12 protein-coding genes are annotated in these 15,259 nt (G+C 67.2%); 8 read left to right on the top strand and 4 right to left on the bottom strand.

What is annotated here, in order from left to right:
• The first annotated feature begins 259 nt into the window (after window positions 1-259).
• Genes MST27_RS16680 through MST27_RS16670 form a run of 3 tightly spaced genes read left to right on the top strand, consistent with a single transcriptional unit; the run spans window position 260 to window position 4,382 of the window.
• Window positions 260-1,837 carry an MFS transporter gene (locus MST27_RS16680; protein ID WP_243607068.1) on the top strand — a complete coding sequence of 526 codons (1,578 nt, stop codon included), beginning with the start codon at window positions 260-262 and terminating at the stop codon, window positions 1,835-1,837.
• Entirely contained in the window at window positions 1,834-2,991 is a 1,158-nt protein-coding gene (locus tag MST27_RS16675; protein ID WP_243607067.1) for an HlyD family secretion protein, read from the top strand. The genes MST27_RS16680 and MST27_RS16675 overlap by 4 nt, the downstream gene beginning before the upstream one ends.
• Entirely contained in the window at window positions 2,988-4,382 is a 1,395-nt protein-coding gene (locus tag MST27_RS16670) for an efflux transporter outer membrane subunit (protein WP_243607066.1), read from the top strand. Before MST27_RS16675 ends, MST27_RS16670 begins: the two co-directional genes overlap by 4 nt.
• On the opposite strand, the gene MST27_RS16665 is transcribed toward MST27_RS16670, so the two are convergent.
• From MST27_RS16665 to MST27_RS16650, 4 genes are all read right to left on the bottom strand, one after another.
• On the bottom strand, window positions 4,370-5,758 hold the full coding sequence (locus MST27_RS16665; protein ID WP_243607065.1) for a PepSY-associated TM helix domain-containing protein: 1,389 nt from the start codon (window positions 5,756-5,758) through the stop codon (window positions 4,370-4,372). The genes MST27_RS16670 and MST27_RS16665 overlap by 13 nt on opposite strands.
• Window positions 5,759-5,975: 217 nt before the next feature.
• Entirely contained in the window at window positions 5,976-6,398 is a 423-nt protein-coding gene (locus tag MST27_RS16660) for a DUF2946 domain-containing protein (RefSeq protein WP_243607064.1), read from the bottom strand.
• A 58-nt stretch (window positions 6,399-6,456) separates the two neighbouring features.
• Window positions 6,457-7,311 (bottom strand): exodeoxyribonuclease III, encoded by an 855-nt coding sequence (gene xth, locus MST27_RS16655; protein WP_243607063.1) that lies wholly within the window; start codon window positions 7,309-7,311, stop codon window positions 6,457-6,459.
• A gap of 62 nt (window positions 7,312-7,373) precedes the next feature.
• Window positions 7,374-8,282 (bottom strand): LysR family transcriptional regulator, encoded by a 909-nt coding sequence (locus MST27_RS16650; RefSeq protein WP_243607062.1) that lies wholly within the window; start codon window positions 8,280-8,282, stop codon window positions 7,374-7,376.
• A gap of 154 nt (window positions 8,283-8,436) precedes the next feature.
• On the opposite strand from MST27_RS16650, the gene gcl reads away from it, so the two are divergent.
• The 5 genes from gcl (at window position 8,437) to pyk (ending at window position 15,256) form a co-directional block, all read left to right on the top strand.
• Entirely contained in the window at window positions 8,437-10,218 is a 1,782-nt protein-coding gene (gene gcl / locus MST27_RS16645) for a glyoxylate carboligase (protein ID WP_243607061.1), read from the top strand.
• A gap of 235 nt (window positions 10,219-10,453) precedes the next feature.
• A complete protein-coding gene (gene hyi, locus MST27_RS16640) occupies window positions 10,454-11,236 on the top strand; it encodes a hydroxypyruvate isomerase (RefSeq protein WP_243607060.1) in 783 nt (260 codons plus the stop codon).
• Window positions 11,237-11,303: 67 nt separating this feature from the next.
• Window positions 11,304-12,194, top strand: coding sequence for a 2-hydroxy-3-oxopropionate reductase (locus MST27_RS16635; protein WP_243607059.1), 891 nt, complete (start codon window positions 11,304-11,306; stop codon window positions 12,192-12,194).
• Window positions 12,195-12,537: 343 nt separating this feature from the next.
• A complete protein-coding gene (locus MST27_RS16630; protein ID WP_243607058.1) occupies window positions 12,538-13,806 on the top strand; it encodes a glycerate kinase type-2 family protein in 1,269 nt (422 codons plus the stop codon).
• A gap of 34 nt (window positions 13,807-13,840) precedes the next feature.
• Window positions 13,841-15,256: a pyruvate kinase gene (gene pyk / locus MST27_RS16625; protein ID WP_243607057.1), complete on the top strand. Its 1,416-nt coding sequence runs from the start codon at window positions 13,841-13,843 to the stop codon at window positions 15,254-15,256.
• Window positions 15,257-15,259 lie beyond the last annotated feature (3 nt).

Here is a 15,259-nt window from a genome sequence, read left to right as displayed (position 1 = left end):
GCCATTGCCGCCCGTCAATTCATCCGGTCACGGGCTGCCGAGTGGCTGACCGCGGTGTGAACACACCGCCGGAGGATCAACCGGCCGGAGCAGGGATCATTTGGTTTTAGAATGTGACCAATCATTTCCTGCATTCATTGTCCGAACTGGACCGGCAGTGCCAGAGGCGTAGCCGCGCCGTTCCAGTTTCAGAGCCGTACCAACGATGCCGCACTACCTTGAACCCGTGCCGCGCTGGGAGCCCCACGAGCGCCCCTCGATGCCCGGATCGCCAGCGATCCTCGTGCATCCGATGCGGCTGCGCGTCGCCTATGCGCTGGTCGCCGTGCTGGTCGGTATCACCGGCGGGCTGGGCAACGCGCTGTTCATTGCCAACCTGCCAGCCATCCAGGGCGACCTGGGGCTGACGCCGTCGCAAGGCGCCTGGCTGCCAGCGGCCTATTTCATGGTCAACGTGTCAGCCAACCTCTTGCTGATCAAGGTCCGCCAGCAGTTCGGCCTGCGCCGCTTCGCCGAGGTCGGGCTGACGATCTATGCCCTGCTGAGCATTGCCCACGTGTTCGTGGAGGGGCTGGAGATGGCGGTGTTCGTGCGCGCTGCCAGCGGCCTGGCTGCGGCGACCACCTCGTCGCTGGGCCTGTTCTACATGCTCCAGGCGTTCGGCAAGGCCGGGCTGCCGAAGGGCGTGATCTTCGGTTTCGGTATTTCTCAACTGGGCACACCGCTGGCCTGGCTGCTGTCGCCGGCACTGCTCGACATGAGCGAATGGCACCGTCTGTACGTCTTCGAGAGCGGCCTGGCGCTCTGCTCGCTGGCGGCGGTGGTGGTGCTCAAGTTGCCGCTGGGCGAGCGCATCAAGGTCTTCGAGCCGCTGGATTTCGTCACCTTCGCCCTGCTCGCTCCGGCGCTGGCGCTGATCGCCGCGGTACTCGCCCAAGGCCGCATCCTCTGGTGGACCGAACAACCCTGGCTGGGCTACGCGTTGATCGCCGCCCTCCTGCTGATCAGCGCGGCCTTCATGATCGAGCACCATCGGCGCAACCCGCTTCTGCAGACGCGCTGGCTGGGCACCGCGGCCATGTTGCGTTTCGCCTTTGGCGCGTTGGCCCTGCGCCTGTTGCTGTCCGAGCAGACCTACGGCGCGGTCGGCCTGCTGCAAACGCTCGGCATGGGCGCAGAGCAGCTCCAGCCGCTGTATGCGGTGATCCTGCTGGGGCTGGTGCTCGGCATCGCCGGCAGCGCCCTCACCTTCAGCCCGGCCATGGCCTTTCCGCAGATCCTGCTGTCGATCGTGCTGATCGCGATTGCCAGCTTTCTCGATATCGATGCCACCAGCCTTACCCGCCCGCACGACATGTTCCTCAGCCAGGGCCTGCTCGCCTTCGCCAGCGGCATGTTCCTCGGCCCCCTGCTGCTCACCGGCATCGGCAGGGCGCTGAGCAACGGGCCGAACTACCTGGTCAGCTTCATCGTGTTGTTCACCATGACGCAGAGCCTGGGCGGGCTCGCCGCGCCCGCGCTGTTCGGCACCTATCAGGTGGTACGCGAGAAATATCACTCCAGCCACCTCACCGAGCAAATAGTGCCGGGCGATCCGCGTCTCACGGCGCGGCTGCAGGCCGGCAGCCAAGCGCTCGCGCCCCGCCAGAGCGACCCTGGGTTGCGCCAGGCGCAGAGCGCGGCGCAACTGAGCCAGGCCATCACCCGCGAAGCCAATGTGCTGGCCTTCAACGACGTGTTCCGGCTGATCGGCATGCTCGCCATCGGCGTGTTCGGCTGGACCCTTTTCCACACCCTGCGCATCGCGCGGCAGAACAGGAAAACTGCAGCTTCATGAGCGACAACAGGCCCACCCCCGACGACACCCCACCCGCCACCCAGGCTCCCGGCGCTACGGACGCCGGCCCCGTGCCCGACGACCCGCCCAAGACGATCAAACCCAGCCGCCGCTCGGTGATCCTGATGGTGCTGGTGGCGCTGGTGGGCGTGCTCGCCATTCTGTACGCCTGGCAGCTCTGGCCGTTCGGCGGACGCGTGGCGGTGACCGAGAACGCCTACGTGCGTGGGCAGATCACGGTGCTCGCGCCGCAGGTCAACGGCTACGTCACCGAGGTACGGGTGCAGGATTTCGAAGCCGTGCAACAAGGCCAGCCGCTGGTGCAGATCGATGATCGCCAGTATCGGCAGATCGTCGAGCAGCGCCGCGCCGAACTGGCCGCACGCCGCTTCGAGCTGGAGAACCTGGAGCAGACCCTCGCCTCCAACCGCGCCACGCTGGCGTCGCGCCGCGCCGAACTGGCCGCCGCCGAAGCCGAACTGCAGCGGGTACGCACCGACGAGCGACGGGTGAACGAGCTGGCCGAGCGCGGTTCGGTCTCGATTCGCGAGCGCGATCAGGTCCGCGCCACGGCGCGCGCCGACAGCGCGCAGGTGGCACAGGCACGCGCAGCGATCGCCATCGCCGAGCAGACCCTCAAGGCCAGCGAGGTCTCCCGCGGCGGCCTGCAGGCGCAGGTCGAAATCGCCGAAGCGAACCTCAGGCGCGCACAGATCGACCTGGACAACACCCGGATCATTGCGCCGCGCGACGGCCGCGTCAGCGAAGTCACGGTGCGCCAGGGCCAGTACGTCACGGCCGGTTCGCAGCTGCTCTACCTGGTGCCGGAGCAGCGCTGGGTGATCGCCAACTACAAGGAAACCCAGACCTTCGCCATGCGCCCGGGCCAGCCGGTGCAGATCGAAGTGGATGCGCTGGACGGCGCACGCCTGACCGGGCGGGTCGAGCGCCTGGCTCCGGCGACCGGCTCGGAATTCAGCCTGTTGCGCGCCGACAACGCCACCGGCAACTTCACCAAGGTGGTCCAGCGCGTGCCAGTGCGCATCAGCCTCGATCCGGACCAGCCGCTGCTCGAGCGGCTGCGGCCCGGGCTGTCGGTCGTGACGCACGTGGATACAGGCGCCGAGCCTCTGGCCGAGGACGCGCCGCGATGAACAGCGCCGCGTGCCTGCTGTTGAGCGGCCTGGTCGCGACCGCCCTGCTTGGCTGCGCACCGCCGCGCCAGCCGATCCCGCCCGAGGCACAGGTCGAGACGCCGCCTGGCTGGCGTGACGAGGTGGCGCGGCCCGCCCCGGTGTCCGCTTACTGGTGGCGCCAGTTCGGCGACTCGCAGCTGACCGCGCTGGTCGACGCAGCCCTGGCGAACAACACCGACGTGCTCATCGCCGCCTCCCGTGTCGAACAGGCACGCGAGCAGATCCGCCTGTCTCGCGCCTCGCTGCTGCCGAACCTGGACGCGGTCTTCGGCGCCCAGCGCACACGCGAACTCAGCGTGCTGGGCCTGACGCACACCACCGCGTTCCAGCCGGGCGTGCAGGTGTCGTACGAGATCGATCTCTGGGGCCGGCTGCGGCGCCTGCGCGACGCCGCCGAGCTGCAATACCAGGCCAGCGAGGCGGAGCGCGACACCCTGCGTCTGGCGATTGCCAGCACCACCGCGCAGGGCTATGTCTCGCTGTTGTCTCTGGACGACCAGTTGCGTGTCACCCACGAGACGCTCGAATCACGCGCCGAAGCCCTGCGTGTCGCCGAGGACCGCGCCGCGCTCGGCTACACCTCCGAGCTGGAACTGAGCCAGGCCCAGTCCGAGTACGAGGCCACCGCCCAACTGGTACCGCAGCTCGAGCAGGCCATCCGCGAGCAGGAAAATGCATTGAGCCTGCTGACCGGCCGCCTACCGGGCGACATCCGGCGCGGCGCGGCGCTTTTCACCCTCGAGGCACCGCCCGCGCCCGGCGCGCTGCCTGCGACGCTGCTGCGCCGGCGGCCGGACATTCGCCAGGCCGAGCTGTTACTCGCCGCCAGCGACCTCAACCTGCAGGCGCAGCGTGATCGCTACCTGCCGCAGGTGCAGCTGTCGGCGAGCCTCGGCCGGTTGTTCGTCGATTCGCTGGACTACGACCCGGTGCGGGTCTGGGACCTTGGCGCCAGCGTGCTCGCGCCGATCTTCGATGCCGGGCGTCTCGAGGCGGGCGTGAACCTGGCCACCGCGCAGCGCAACCAGGCGGCGTTCGCCTATCGCGCCGCAGCACTGCAGGCATTTCGCGAAGTGGAGGACAGCCTGTCCGCGGTAGACAATCTCGCGCAGCAGCGCGAACGCGTCGACGCGCGCCGCGAGGTACTGGAACGGTCGCTGACCTACGCCCAGGACCGCTACCGCGGCGGCTACTCGTCCTACCTGGAAACCCTGGATGCTCAGCGCAACCTGTTCAACACCGAGCTGGCCGCCGTGCAACTGAGGGAAAGCCAGCTCAACGCGCTCATCCGCCTGTACCAGGTGCTCGGTGGCGGCTGGCAGTCCGCAGGCGCCGATCAGCCCGACTGACGCACCGGCGCCGGGCGGGCCAACCCGTCACGCAGCGCTTCGATCGCCAGGAACAGCAACAGGCTGACACCCAGTACCGGCAGGCAGACGCCCAGCAACAGCGCCAGCGCGAGGACCGTGCCCCTGGCGCGCGACGACAGACCCGCCAGCGACTCGCGCAAACCGATCCGCCGGACCGGCGCAGGACGGCGCCACCACATCAGGTAGCCGATGACCACCAGGCTCGCGAGGCCAAACGCGGTGACCGCCAGTAGCAGCTGGTTGGCCAGCCCGAACAGCGAGCCCATGTGGGCATCGATGCCCCAGCGGGTCAGCTTCGCCGCCAGCGGAAAGGTGGCGAAATCGATGCGATCCGTGATGCGCAGGCTGCGCGGGTCGACCGCCACGGCATCGACCTGCGTCGGCCAGCGGCGATCGATTTCCGTCACCGTCCAGGCCCGATCCGACGCCGCCGCGGGGACGATCTCGACCTTGCCCGCCTCGATACCCGCCTCGCGTGCCGCGGCGAGAACCTGATCGAACAGCGCCGGCGTGGCGGGCTGCAGCCCGGACATGGTCATCGCGCCGTGGTGCGCATGCTCGCCAGCCGCCGCGACCGGCTCGCCCCCCTCCAGCGCGGTGGAGACGCTGGGCGTGGACATGCCCAGCGCGGCACGCGCGACGCCGATGTTGTCGCCCGCCCAGCGCGACCAGGTCAGCCCGGTGGCCGAGAAGAACAGCAGGCCCATCAACAGCCACAGCCCCAGCGTCGAATGCCAACGACGCAGCCCCGACGGCCGCGTCGATCCGGCTGCGCGCCGGCGCCGGATCAGCCACAGCGCCAATCCACCCAGTGCCGCGACCCACAGCCAGGACGCGGCCAGTTCGCTGTACAGCCGCCCCGGCTCGCCGAGCAGCAGGCTGCGGTGGAACTGATCGAGCCAGGTCCGTAACGGCAGCACACCGCTGGTGCCATAGACCAGCAGGTCACCCCGAATCTCGCCGCTCACCGGATCGACGAAGATCGCGCGGCTTTCGGATTCGCCCAGGCCTGGCGCCTTGAACATCACCCGCGTGGTGGTGCCGGGCCGCGGTGCCGGACGCACCGCCGACAGCGTGGCGGTGTCGCCGATATGCGTTTGCGCAACCTCGATCTGCCGCGCCAATGGCAGGGGTACGCCCATGCCGTCGGTATACAGCTGCTCGGCATAGAGCCGCTCTTCCAGCTGCGGCGTCAACGCATAGACGAGGCCGCTCAGCGCGGCAACGAAGATGAAGGGGCCGACCAGCAGGCCGACGTACAGGTGCAGACGAATCAGCAGCGCCATCAAGGGCTGCTGCGTGCGGGCCGCCAGTGGTTGCGCCTCGGGGCGCGCGTCGCCGGTAGTTGAAGTCATGAGTGCTTACTCGATCGAAATGGCTGCAGCTTCTCTGTAGGCGCCAGCTTGCAGGCGGCCACTGCAATGGCTCGGGATCGCGAGCAAGCTCGCGCCTACAAAGGCGGGTCCGTATGTTCACGCTGCCGCCCGGACGCGGGCCTGCAGCGAGGGCCGGCAACGGTCAGCGGCGCGAACGCAACCACCGGCGGCTACCGGACAGACAAGACAGGATCGATCAGGCGAATGGAGAGGCGCGGGGGTTCAGGCTGGGCCAGCGATATCGGGGCGATACCGGCGGCGCGGCGGCCGGCAGCAGGCTGCCGTGTGGCACCAGCCGAGGGTCGTGCAGCACGGCCGAACTGGCCGGAATGGCAGCCAGCGATCCCGCCCCGGCAGCGCAGCAACAGGGCATGCCCTGGTGATGGCTCCGGTCCGGCGCTGGCTCGCCTGCCGCGTGCTGGGATGCGGCGTGTTCGATGGGGTCCGCGTGCGTGGCATGCGCCCCGTGCCCGGCGTGCCGGCTCGCCTCGGCCATCGGGCAGTGCCCTCCCGACGCGCCACTCGCGCGCATCTGTGCACCCATCAGCGGCATCGCGAACAGATGCAGCAGGACAGCGAAGGCGGCTATCCAGGTGGGAACACGACGGGGGCGGTGCATGGGGCGGCAGGCTCCAGCGGAAGCGGAAAGCGCCGGCTGATTGCTGGCACCGGCCAGTTTAGCCCTTTTTGGGGCTGCTTTTGGCTGTGCTGCGTTTGGCGGGTTTGTCCGGTTTCGCTTCGTCGCCCGCCTCGCCGCGTAGCGTAATCCAGGTCGGCGCATGATCGCTGGCGTGCTCCTGATCACGCACCCAGCGATCCACACCGGCATCGATCAAGCGCGGCGCCAGATCGGCGTTCAACAGCAGGTGATCGATGCGCAGGCCTGAGTTCTTCTGCCAGTGCTGGCGAAAATAATCCCAGAAGGTATAGATGCGCTCGTTCGGATACCTGGCGCGCAGGGCATCCGTCCACCCCTGATCCAGCAGCCGCTGGAAACAGGCACGACTTTCCGGCTGCAGCAGCGCGTCCTTGGTCCAGGAGCGCGGGTTGTAGATGTCCTCGTCGGTTGGCACCACGTTGTAGTCACCGGCCAGGACCACCGGGTGGCCATTGGCGAACAGGCCGGCGGCGTGCTCGATGAAGCGTTCGAACCAGGCGAGCTTGTAATCGAATTTCGGCCCCGGCTGGGGGTTGCCGTTGGGCAGGTAGAGGCAGGCGACGATGACCCCGTGCGCGGCCGCCTCCAGATAGCGGCTGTGGGTGTCGTCCGGGTCGCCCGGCAGGCCACGGCGGATCTCCAGAGGATCGTCGCCCTTGGCGAGAATCGCCACACCGTTCCAGGACTTCTGCCCCTGCCAGATAGCGCCATAACCGGCGGCGCGGATGTCATCGATGGGAAAGTCGGCGTCCTGTGCCTTCAGTTCCTGCAGGCAGACCACGTCGGGCTGCTCGCGCTCAAGCCATTCGAGCAGGTTGGCCCGCCGCGCGCGGATGCCGTTGATGTTGAAGGTGGCGATTTTCAAGGATTCCACAGGTAGCCTCGCACCGGTCGATGACCCTTGTTGTGACTCGTCCCGGCGCGGCGAGGTTCGCCTCAGCGCACCTCCCAATACCCCGGTGCGTTGTAGACGCCCTTCAGGTAGTCGATGAAGTAGCGCACCTTGGCCGGCAGGTAACGTTGCTGCGGGTAGACGGCCTGGATGTCGTAGGCCGGCAAGGCGTACTCGTCGAGCACCGTCACCAGCTCACCGCGCTTGAGTTCGGCCTGGATCTCCCAGGTCGAACGCCAGCCGATACCCAGGCCCTGCTTGACCCAGTCGAACAACAGTTCACCGTCGTTGCAGTCCAGGTTGCCGGCCACGCGGATCGCCACCTGTTTGCCGTCGCGCAGGAAGGTCCAACCGCGCTGCTGGCCGCCCTGCAGGTTGAACGCCAGGCAGTTGTGCCGCGACAGGTCTTCGAGCGTACGCGGTACGCCCTGGCGCTCGAAGTAATCCGGCGCGCCGCAGACCACACGGCGATTGGGAAACAGCTTGATGGCTACATAGTTGGGGTCGGTCACCTCGCCGATGCGGATGCCCATGTCATAGCCATGACGCACAAGGTCCACCACGCTGTCGGTAAAGTTGAATGACAGCTGCAAATCGGGGTATCGCGCCTGGAAGGCCGGTGCGTGCGGGCCGATGTGCCGGCGACCGAATGCCGCCGGGGCCGAGACCACCAGATGGCCGCGAACCGAAGTGCCGTGGTGGCTGATGCTGGCATCGGCCTCCTCGAAATCCTTCAGCAACCCGCGGGCGCGCTCCAGGTACTGCTCGCCCAGATCGGTCAGTGCCAGCCCGCGCGTCGAGCGGTGCATCAGCTTGACGCCCAGGTGCCGTTCCAGCGCGTCCAACCGGCGGCCCATGACGACGGGCGTCACACCCTCCTTCAGCGCAGCGGCGGCGAAGCTGCCGCTCTCGGCGACCAGTACGAAGCTGTGCAGGGTCGTGTAACGATCCATTCGATACTCCTGATATCGACAGAACTGAAGTCTCGACCAATTCCCTCGTTCCTGCCAGCCCTTCATGCTTGGGCCACGTATAAAAACTATCGAATAGGAGCCGTTCACGACGCGCAGCCGATCGTGCACAGGCTCCAAGCCAGGAGGAACGACCATGGCCCGCATGAGAGCTATCGACGCCGCCGTCGCGGTGTTGCGAAAGGAAGGCATCGACACCGCCTTCGGCATCCCCGGTGCCGCGATCAACCCGCTGTATTCCGCCCTGCGTGCCGACGGGAGCATCCGTCACATCCTGGCGCGCCACGTCGAAGGCGCCTCGCACATGGCCGAGGGCTACACCCGTACCAAGGCCGGCAACATTGGCGTGTGCATCGGCACCTCGGGCCCGGCCGGCACCGACATGATCACCGGGCTCTACTCCGCCTGGGCCGATTCGATACCTATCCTCTGCATCACCGGCCAGGCGCCGCGTGCGCGGCTGTACAAGGAAGACTTCCAGGCCGTGGACATCGAGTCCATCGCCAAGCCGGTCACCAAGTGGGCCGTGACCGTTCGCGAGCCGGCGCTGGTGCCGCGCGTGTTCCAGCAGGCCTTCCACGTGATGCGCTCCGGTCGCCCCGGCCCGGTGCTGATCGACCTGCCGTTCGACGTGCAGATGGCCGAGATCGAGTTCGATGTCGACACCTACGAGCCGCTTTCCGTCTACAAGCCGGCCGCGACGCGCAAGCAGATCGAGAAGGCCGTGGACATGCTCTGCGCCGCCGAACGTCCGCTGATCGTCGCGGGCGGCGGTATCTACAATGCTGGCGCCGAAGCCTTGCTGGTGGAATTCGCCGAGGCCCTCGGCGTGCCGGTGATTCCGACCCTGATGGGCTGGGGCTCGATCCCTGACGACCATCCACTGATGGCCGGCATGTGCGGGCTGCAGACCAGCCACCGCTACGGCAACGCCAACCTGCTGGCCTCGGACTTCGTACTCGGCATCGGCAACCGCTGGGCCAACCGCCACACCGGTTCGGTCGACGTCTACACCAAGGACCGTACCTTCGTGCACGTGGATATCGAGCCGACCCAGATCGGCCGGGTGTTCTCGCCGGACTACGGCATCACCTCCGACGCCGGCGCCGCGCTCGAGCTGTTCGTCGAGGTCGCCAAGGAACGCAAGGCCGCCGGCCGGCTGCCTGACCGCAGCGCCTGGGCCGCCGACTGCCTGGAGCGCAAGCGCACGATGCTGCGCAAGACGCACTTCGACTCGGTGCCGATGAAGCCCCAGCGCGTCTACCAGTGCATGAACAACGCCTTCGGCCGCGACGCCTGCTACGTCAGCACCATCGGCCTGTCGCAGATCGCCGCCGCGCAATTCCTGCACGTCTACAAGCCGCGCCACTGGATCAACTGCGGCCAGGCCGGCCCGCTCGGCTGGACGATTCCGGCGGCGCTCGGCGTGGTCGCGGCGGACCCGACCCGCAAGGTGGTGGCGCTCTCGGGCGACTACGACTTCCAGTTCATGATCGAGGAACTGGCCGTGGGCGCGCAGTTCAAGCTGCCCTACTTGCACATCCTGGTGAACAACGCCTACCTCGGCCTGATCCGCCAGGCGCAGCGCGGTTTCGAGATGGATTACTGCGTGCAGCTGGGCTTCGAGAACATCAATGCCGACCAGAGCGGCATGGAAGGCTACGGCGTCGATCACGTCGCGGTGGTCGAGGGCCTCGGCTGCAAGGCGATCCGCGTGTTCAAGCAGGAAGACCTGCGCCCGGCCATCGAACAGGCCCAGGCCTGGATGGCCGAGCACCAGGTGCCGGTGGTGATCGAGGTGATCCTCGAGCGGGTGACCAACATCGCCATGGGCACCGAGATCGATGCCATCAACGAGTTCGAGCCGTTGGCCGAAAGTCGGGAAGACGCCCCGACCGCGGTCGCGTTGTTGGATTGATACGCAAGCGCGACGCACCTGCAGGAGCCAGCTTGCTGGCGATCCAGATGCCATGACGGACAGATCGCCAGCAAGCTGGCTCCTACGAAAAGCGCAACGTGCCAGATCGACGTCCCTACAGCGAACCCAGGGTGGATATCGCGAAGCATATCCACCGCATGCAACACCGAGGGTGGTCATCGCACCACCGCAACGCAACACCGAAATGATCCGTACAGATCTCAAGGAGTTACCCATGCCCCGCTTTGCCGCCAACCTGTCCATGCTGTTTACCGAGCTGGACTTCATGGACCGCTTCGCCGCTGCCGCCGAGGCCGGCTTTTCCGGTGTCGAGTACCTGTTCCCCTATGACTACCCGGCCGAGGAGATCAAGGCGCGCCTGGATGCCAACGGGCTGACCCAGGTGTTGTTCAACCTGCCAGCCGGTGATTGGGCGAATGGGGACCGTGGCATCGCCTGCGATCCCGAGCGCGTCGAGGAATTCCGTGCCGGCGTGGACCGCGCCATCGCCTACGCCAAGGTGCTGGGCAACACCCAGGTCAACTGCCTGGCCGGCATCGCCCCGAAGGGCGCCGATCTCGGCAAGCTGGAGATGACCTTCATCGAAAACCTGCGCTACGCCGCGCAGAAGCTGGAAGCCGAGGGCATCCGCCTGGTCATGGAAATGATCAACACCCGCGACATCCCGCGCTTCTTCCTCAACAACACCTCCCAGGCGCAGGAGATTCGCGGCAAGGTCGGCCACGCCAACCTGTTCCTGCAGTACGACATCTACCACATGCAGATCATGGAGGGAGACCTGGCGCGCACCATCGAGAACAACCTGGCGGCGATCAACCACGTGCAGCTGGCCGACAACCCCGGGCGTAACGAGCCGGGCACCGGCGAGATCAACTACCACTTCCTGTTCGAGCATCTGGACCGCATCGGCTACCAGGGCTGGGTCGGCTGCGAATACAAGCCGGCCACCACCACCGAAGCTGGCCTCGGCTGGCTGAAGAGCCACAACGCCATCTGACCGCTTGCGCTCACGCCGCAACGCAGGCCGAGCAGCGGCCTGCCCCACAGAATCGAGGAGAACACACATGGCTAAGATCGGATTCATCGGCACCGGCATCATGGGCCTGCCCATGGCTCAGAACCTCCAGAAAGCCGGGCACAGCCTCTTCCTGTCCGAACACCACGACCCGGCCCCGGCCGCGCTGGTCGAGGCAGGCGCCGTCGCCCTGGCGAACCCGAAGGAAGTCGCCCAGGAAGCCGAATTCATCATCATCATGGTGCCGGACACCCCGCAGGTCGAAGACGTGCTGTTCCGCGAGAACGGCATCGCCGAGGGCGTCGGCCCGAACAAGCTGGTGATCGACATGAGCTCGATCTCGCCCAGCGCCACCAAGGGCTTCGCCGAGAAGATCGATGCCACCGGTGCACGCTACCTCGACGCGCCGGTTTCCGGTGGCGAAGTCGGCGCCAAGGCCGCGACGCTGTCGATCATGGTCGGCGGTAGCGAAGAGAGCTTCGCCCGCGCCCTGCCGCTCTTCCAGGCCATGGGCAAGAACATCACCCTGGTCGGCGAGAACGGCGCCGGGCAGACGGCCAAGGTCGCCAACCAGATCATCGTGGCGCTGAACATCCAGGCGGTCGCTGAAGCGTTGCTGTTCGCCGCGAAGAACGGCGCCGACCCGGCCCGTGTTCGCGAAGCGCTGATGGGCGGCTTCGCCGGCTCGAAGATCCTCGAGGTCCACGGCGAGCGCATGATCAAGGGCACCTTCGATCCGGGCTTCCGCATTGCCCTGCACCAGAAGGACCTCAACCTCGCCCTGGCCGGTGCCCGCGAGCTGGGCCTGAACCTGCCCAACACCGCCAACGCCCAGCAGGTGTTCAGCACCTGCGCGGCGATCGGCGGCAGCGGCTGGGACCACTCGGCGCTGATCAAGGGTCTGGAACACATGGCCAACTTCTCGATCCGCAAGGACTAGACCAGCCCCCGCCTTCGAGCGTGCGGCAGCAAGGCTTTCGACCCCACCTTCAGGGACAGACAGACCGGGTGGTGGACAGTCGCAAGCCGGAAGCCGCTCCGCTCCAAGGGTCGGGTTGCAGGTGCACGAGGTCGGAATCATCGCGTCTCCCCACGACCAGAAGCCCCGTGTGCTCAGCCCGATCGCCGTCGACAGACGGCACCCTTTCGATCCGCCCGGCAGAAGGAGTCACGGCCCGACTGCCGGGTGGGTCGATTCCAACCCTTAGTGCTTGGCCTTAACGCTTGCGTTATCGAGCCCTAAGGTCTGGAATCGGCTGCAGACCTCATACAAGGAGCATCAGATGACCCTCGATCCACAAGCCCTGCTGCGCGAGCTTTTTACCGCCGCCATCGACGCGGCCCACCCGCGCCAGGTGCTGGCCGACCATCTCCCGGCAGACCGCAGCGGCCGCGCCATCGTCATCGGTGCCGGCAAAGCCGCGGCGGCCATGGCCGAAGCCATCGAGGCGGCGTGGGAAGGCGACCTTTCGGGTCTGGTGGTCACGCGTTACGGCCACGGTGCCGACTGCCGCAAGATCGAGGTGGTCGAGGCCGCGCATCCCGTGCCGGATGACGCCGGCGAGCGCGTCGCCCGTCGCGTGCTGGAGCTGGTGAGCAACCTCGAAGAGAGCGACCGGGTGATCTTCCTGCTGTCCGGTGGCGGCTCGTCGCTGCTGGCGCTTCCCGCCGAGGGCATCAGCCTCGCCGACAAGCAGGCCATCAACAAGGCGCTGCTGCGCTCCGGCGCCCACATCGGCGAGATGAACTGCGTGCGCAAGCACCTTTCGGCCATCAAGGGCGGCCGCCTGGCCAAGGCCTGCTGGCCGGCCAGCGTCTATACCTATGCGATTTCCGACGTACCGGGGGACGAGGCCACGGTGATCGCCTCCGGCCCCACGGTGGGTGACCCGACCACCTCGGCCCAGGCGCTGGCGATCCTGGCGCGTTACAACATCGAGATTCCCGAAAACGTCCGCGCCTGGCTGGAAGACCCCCGCTCGGAAACGGTGAAACCGGACGATCCTTGCCTGTCTCGCAGCCATTTCCAGCTCATCGCCAAACCGCAACAGTCACTGGACGCGGCGGCCGACAAGGCCCGCGCCGCCGGCATCACGCCGTTGATCCTCGGCGATCTCGAAGGCGAATCGCGCGAAGTCGCCAAGGTCCATGCCGGCATCGCCCGCCAGGTGGTGCTGCACGGCCAGCCGATCGCACCGCCCTGCGTGATCCTCTCCGGTGGCGAAACCACGGTAACGGTGCGCGGCAACGGCCGCGGCGGGCGCAACGCCGAGTTCCTGCTGAGCCTGACGGAAAACCTGCAAGGCCAGCCCGGCGTGTATGCGCTGGCCGGCGACACCGATGGCATCGACGGCTCGGAAGACAACGCCGGCGCGTTGATGACGCCGCAGAGCTACGCCCGCGCCGAAGCGCTGGGCCTGAAGGCCGCCGATGAACTGGCCAACAACAACGGCTACGGCTACTTCGAGGCACTCGACGCGCTGCTGATGACCGGCCCGACCCGCACCAACGTCAACGACTTGCGCGCCATTCTGATCCTGCCGCCCCAATAGCGGCCATACACGACAACTGCCAACAGAGCCTGCCATGACACCTGACAAGAAGGTCAAGATCCTCGCCACCCTCGGACCGGCCACTCGCAGCATCGAGGAGGTGCGCGACCTGGTAGACCAGGGCGTCAATCTGTTCCGTCTCAACTTCAGCCATGGCGAGCATGCCGATCACGCCCAGCGCTTCGCCTGGATCCGCGAGGTAGAGCGCCAGCTGAACCGGCCGATCGGCATTCTCATGGACCTGCAGGGCCCGAAGCTGCGGGTCGGACGGCTGGCCGAGGGCAAGGTGCAGCTCAAGCGCGGCCAGACCCTGCGTCTGGATCTCGACCCGACGCCAGGTGATAGCACGCGGGTCAACCTGCCACACCCGGAGATCATCGACGCGCTGCAGCCGGGCATGAGTCTTCTGGTGGACGACGGGCGGCTGCGCCTGACCGTCATCACCAAGCACGCCGACGCCATCGACGCGCGCGTGGTGGCCGGCGGCGAGCTGTCGGACCGCAAGGGCGTGAACGTGCCCGAGGCCGTGCTTGAGCTGAGCCCGCTGACCGAGAAGGACCGCCGCGATCTGGCCTTCGGCCTGGAGTTGGGCGTCGACTGGGTCGCGCTGTCCTTCGTGCAGCGGCCGCAGGACATCCACGAGGCGCGCGAGCTGATCGGCGGGCGGGCCTTTCTCATGGCGAAGATCGAGAAACCTTCGGCCGTGCAGCATCTGCGCGAGATTGCCCGCCTGAGCGACGCGATCATGGTGGCGCGCGGCGACCTCGGCGTCGAGGTGCCGGCCGAGAACGTCCGGCGCATCCAGCGCAACATCGTGCGCACCTGCCGCCAGTTGGGCCGGCCAGTCGTGGTGGCGACACAGATGCTCGAGTCCATGCGCTTCTCCCCCGCGCCGACCCGCGCGGAGGTCACCGACGTGGCCAACGCCGTGGCCGAGGGCGCCGATGCCCTGATGCTCTCGGCGGAAACGGCCTCGGGGGATTACCCGCTCGAGGCGGTGAGCATGATGAGCAAGATCATCCGGCAGGTGGAAAGCGGCCCGGACTTCCAGGCCCAACTTGACGTGAATCGACCCAATGCCGAAGCGACGCTGCCGGACGCCATCAGCTGCGCGATCCGCCGAATCAGCGGCATTCTGCCGATCGCGGTGCTGGTGAACTACACCGAGTCCGGCCGTTCCAGCCTGCGCGCTTCGCGCGAGCGGCCAAGCACGCCGATCCTGAGCCTGACACCCAACCTGGCGACAGCGCGCAAGCTCACCGTGGCCTGGGGCGTGTATTCGGTCATCGATGCGCGCATGCACGACATGGAGCAGGTCTGCCTCAATGCGCTGGAGCTGGCCCGTGCGCAGGGCATGGCCGGGACCGGCGATACCGTGCTCATCACCGCGGGCGTGCCGCTGGGGCAGTCGGGCACCACCAATTCCTTGCGAATCGAGACGCTCAACTGAAAC

The sequence above is a fragment of the Stutzerimonas marianensis genome (assembly GCF_022810315.1).
GTDB lineage: Bacteria > Pseudomonadota > Gammaproteobacteria > Pseudomonadales > Pseudomonadaceae > Stutzerimonas > Stutzerimonas marianensis.
This window is presented reverse-complemented; position numbering and strand designations above follow the sequence as displayed.

Excerpts from the sequence above, each read along its gene's own strand:
- MST27_RS16680 (WP_243607068.1), top strand. The coding sequence starts at position 260 with ATGCCCGGATCGCCAGCGATCCTCGTGCATCCGATGCGGCTGCGCGTC.
- MST27_RS16675 (WP_243607067.1), top strand. The coding sequence starts at position 1,834 with ATGAGCGACAACAGGCCCACCCCCGACGACACCCCACCCGCCACCCAG.
- MST27_RS16670 (WP_243607066.1), top strand. The coding sequence starts at position 2,988 with ATGAACAGCGCCGCGTGCCTGCTGTTGAGCGGCCTGGTCGCGACCGCC.
- MST27_RS16665 (WP_243607065.1), bottom strand. The coding sequence starts at position 5,758 with ATGACTTCAACTACCGGCGACGCGCGCCCCGAGGCGCAACCACTGGCG.
- MST27_RS16660 (WP_243607064.1), bottom strand. The coding sequence starts at position 6,398 with ATGCACCGCCCCCGTCGTGTTCCCACCTGGATAGCCGCCTTCGCTGTC.
- MST27_RS16650 (WP_243607062.1), bottom strand. The coding sequence starts at position 8,282 with ATGGATCGTTACACGACCCTGCACAGCTTCGTACTGGTCGCCGAGAGC.
- gcl (WP_243607061.1), top strand. The coding sequence starts at position 8,437 with ATGGCCCGCATGAGAGCTATCGACGCCGCCGTCGCGGTGTTGCGAAAG.
- hyi (WP_243607060.1), top strand. The coding sequence starts at position 10,454 with ATGCCCCGCTTTGCCGCCAACCTGTCCATGCTGTTTACCGAGCTGGAC.
- MST27_RS16635 (WP_243607059.1), top strand. The coding sequence starts at position 11,304 with ATGGCTAAGATCGGATTCATCGGCACCGGCATCATGGGCCTGCCCATG.
- MST27_RS16630 (WP_243607058.1), top strand. The coding sequence starts at position 12,538 with ATGACCCTCGATCCACAAGCCCTGCTGCGCGAGCTTTTTACCGCCGCC.
- pyk (WP_243607057.1), top strand. The coding sequence starts at position 13,841 with ATGACACCTGACAAGAAGGTCAAGATCCTCGCCACCCTCGGACCGGCC.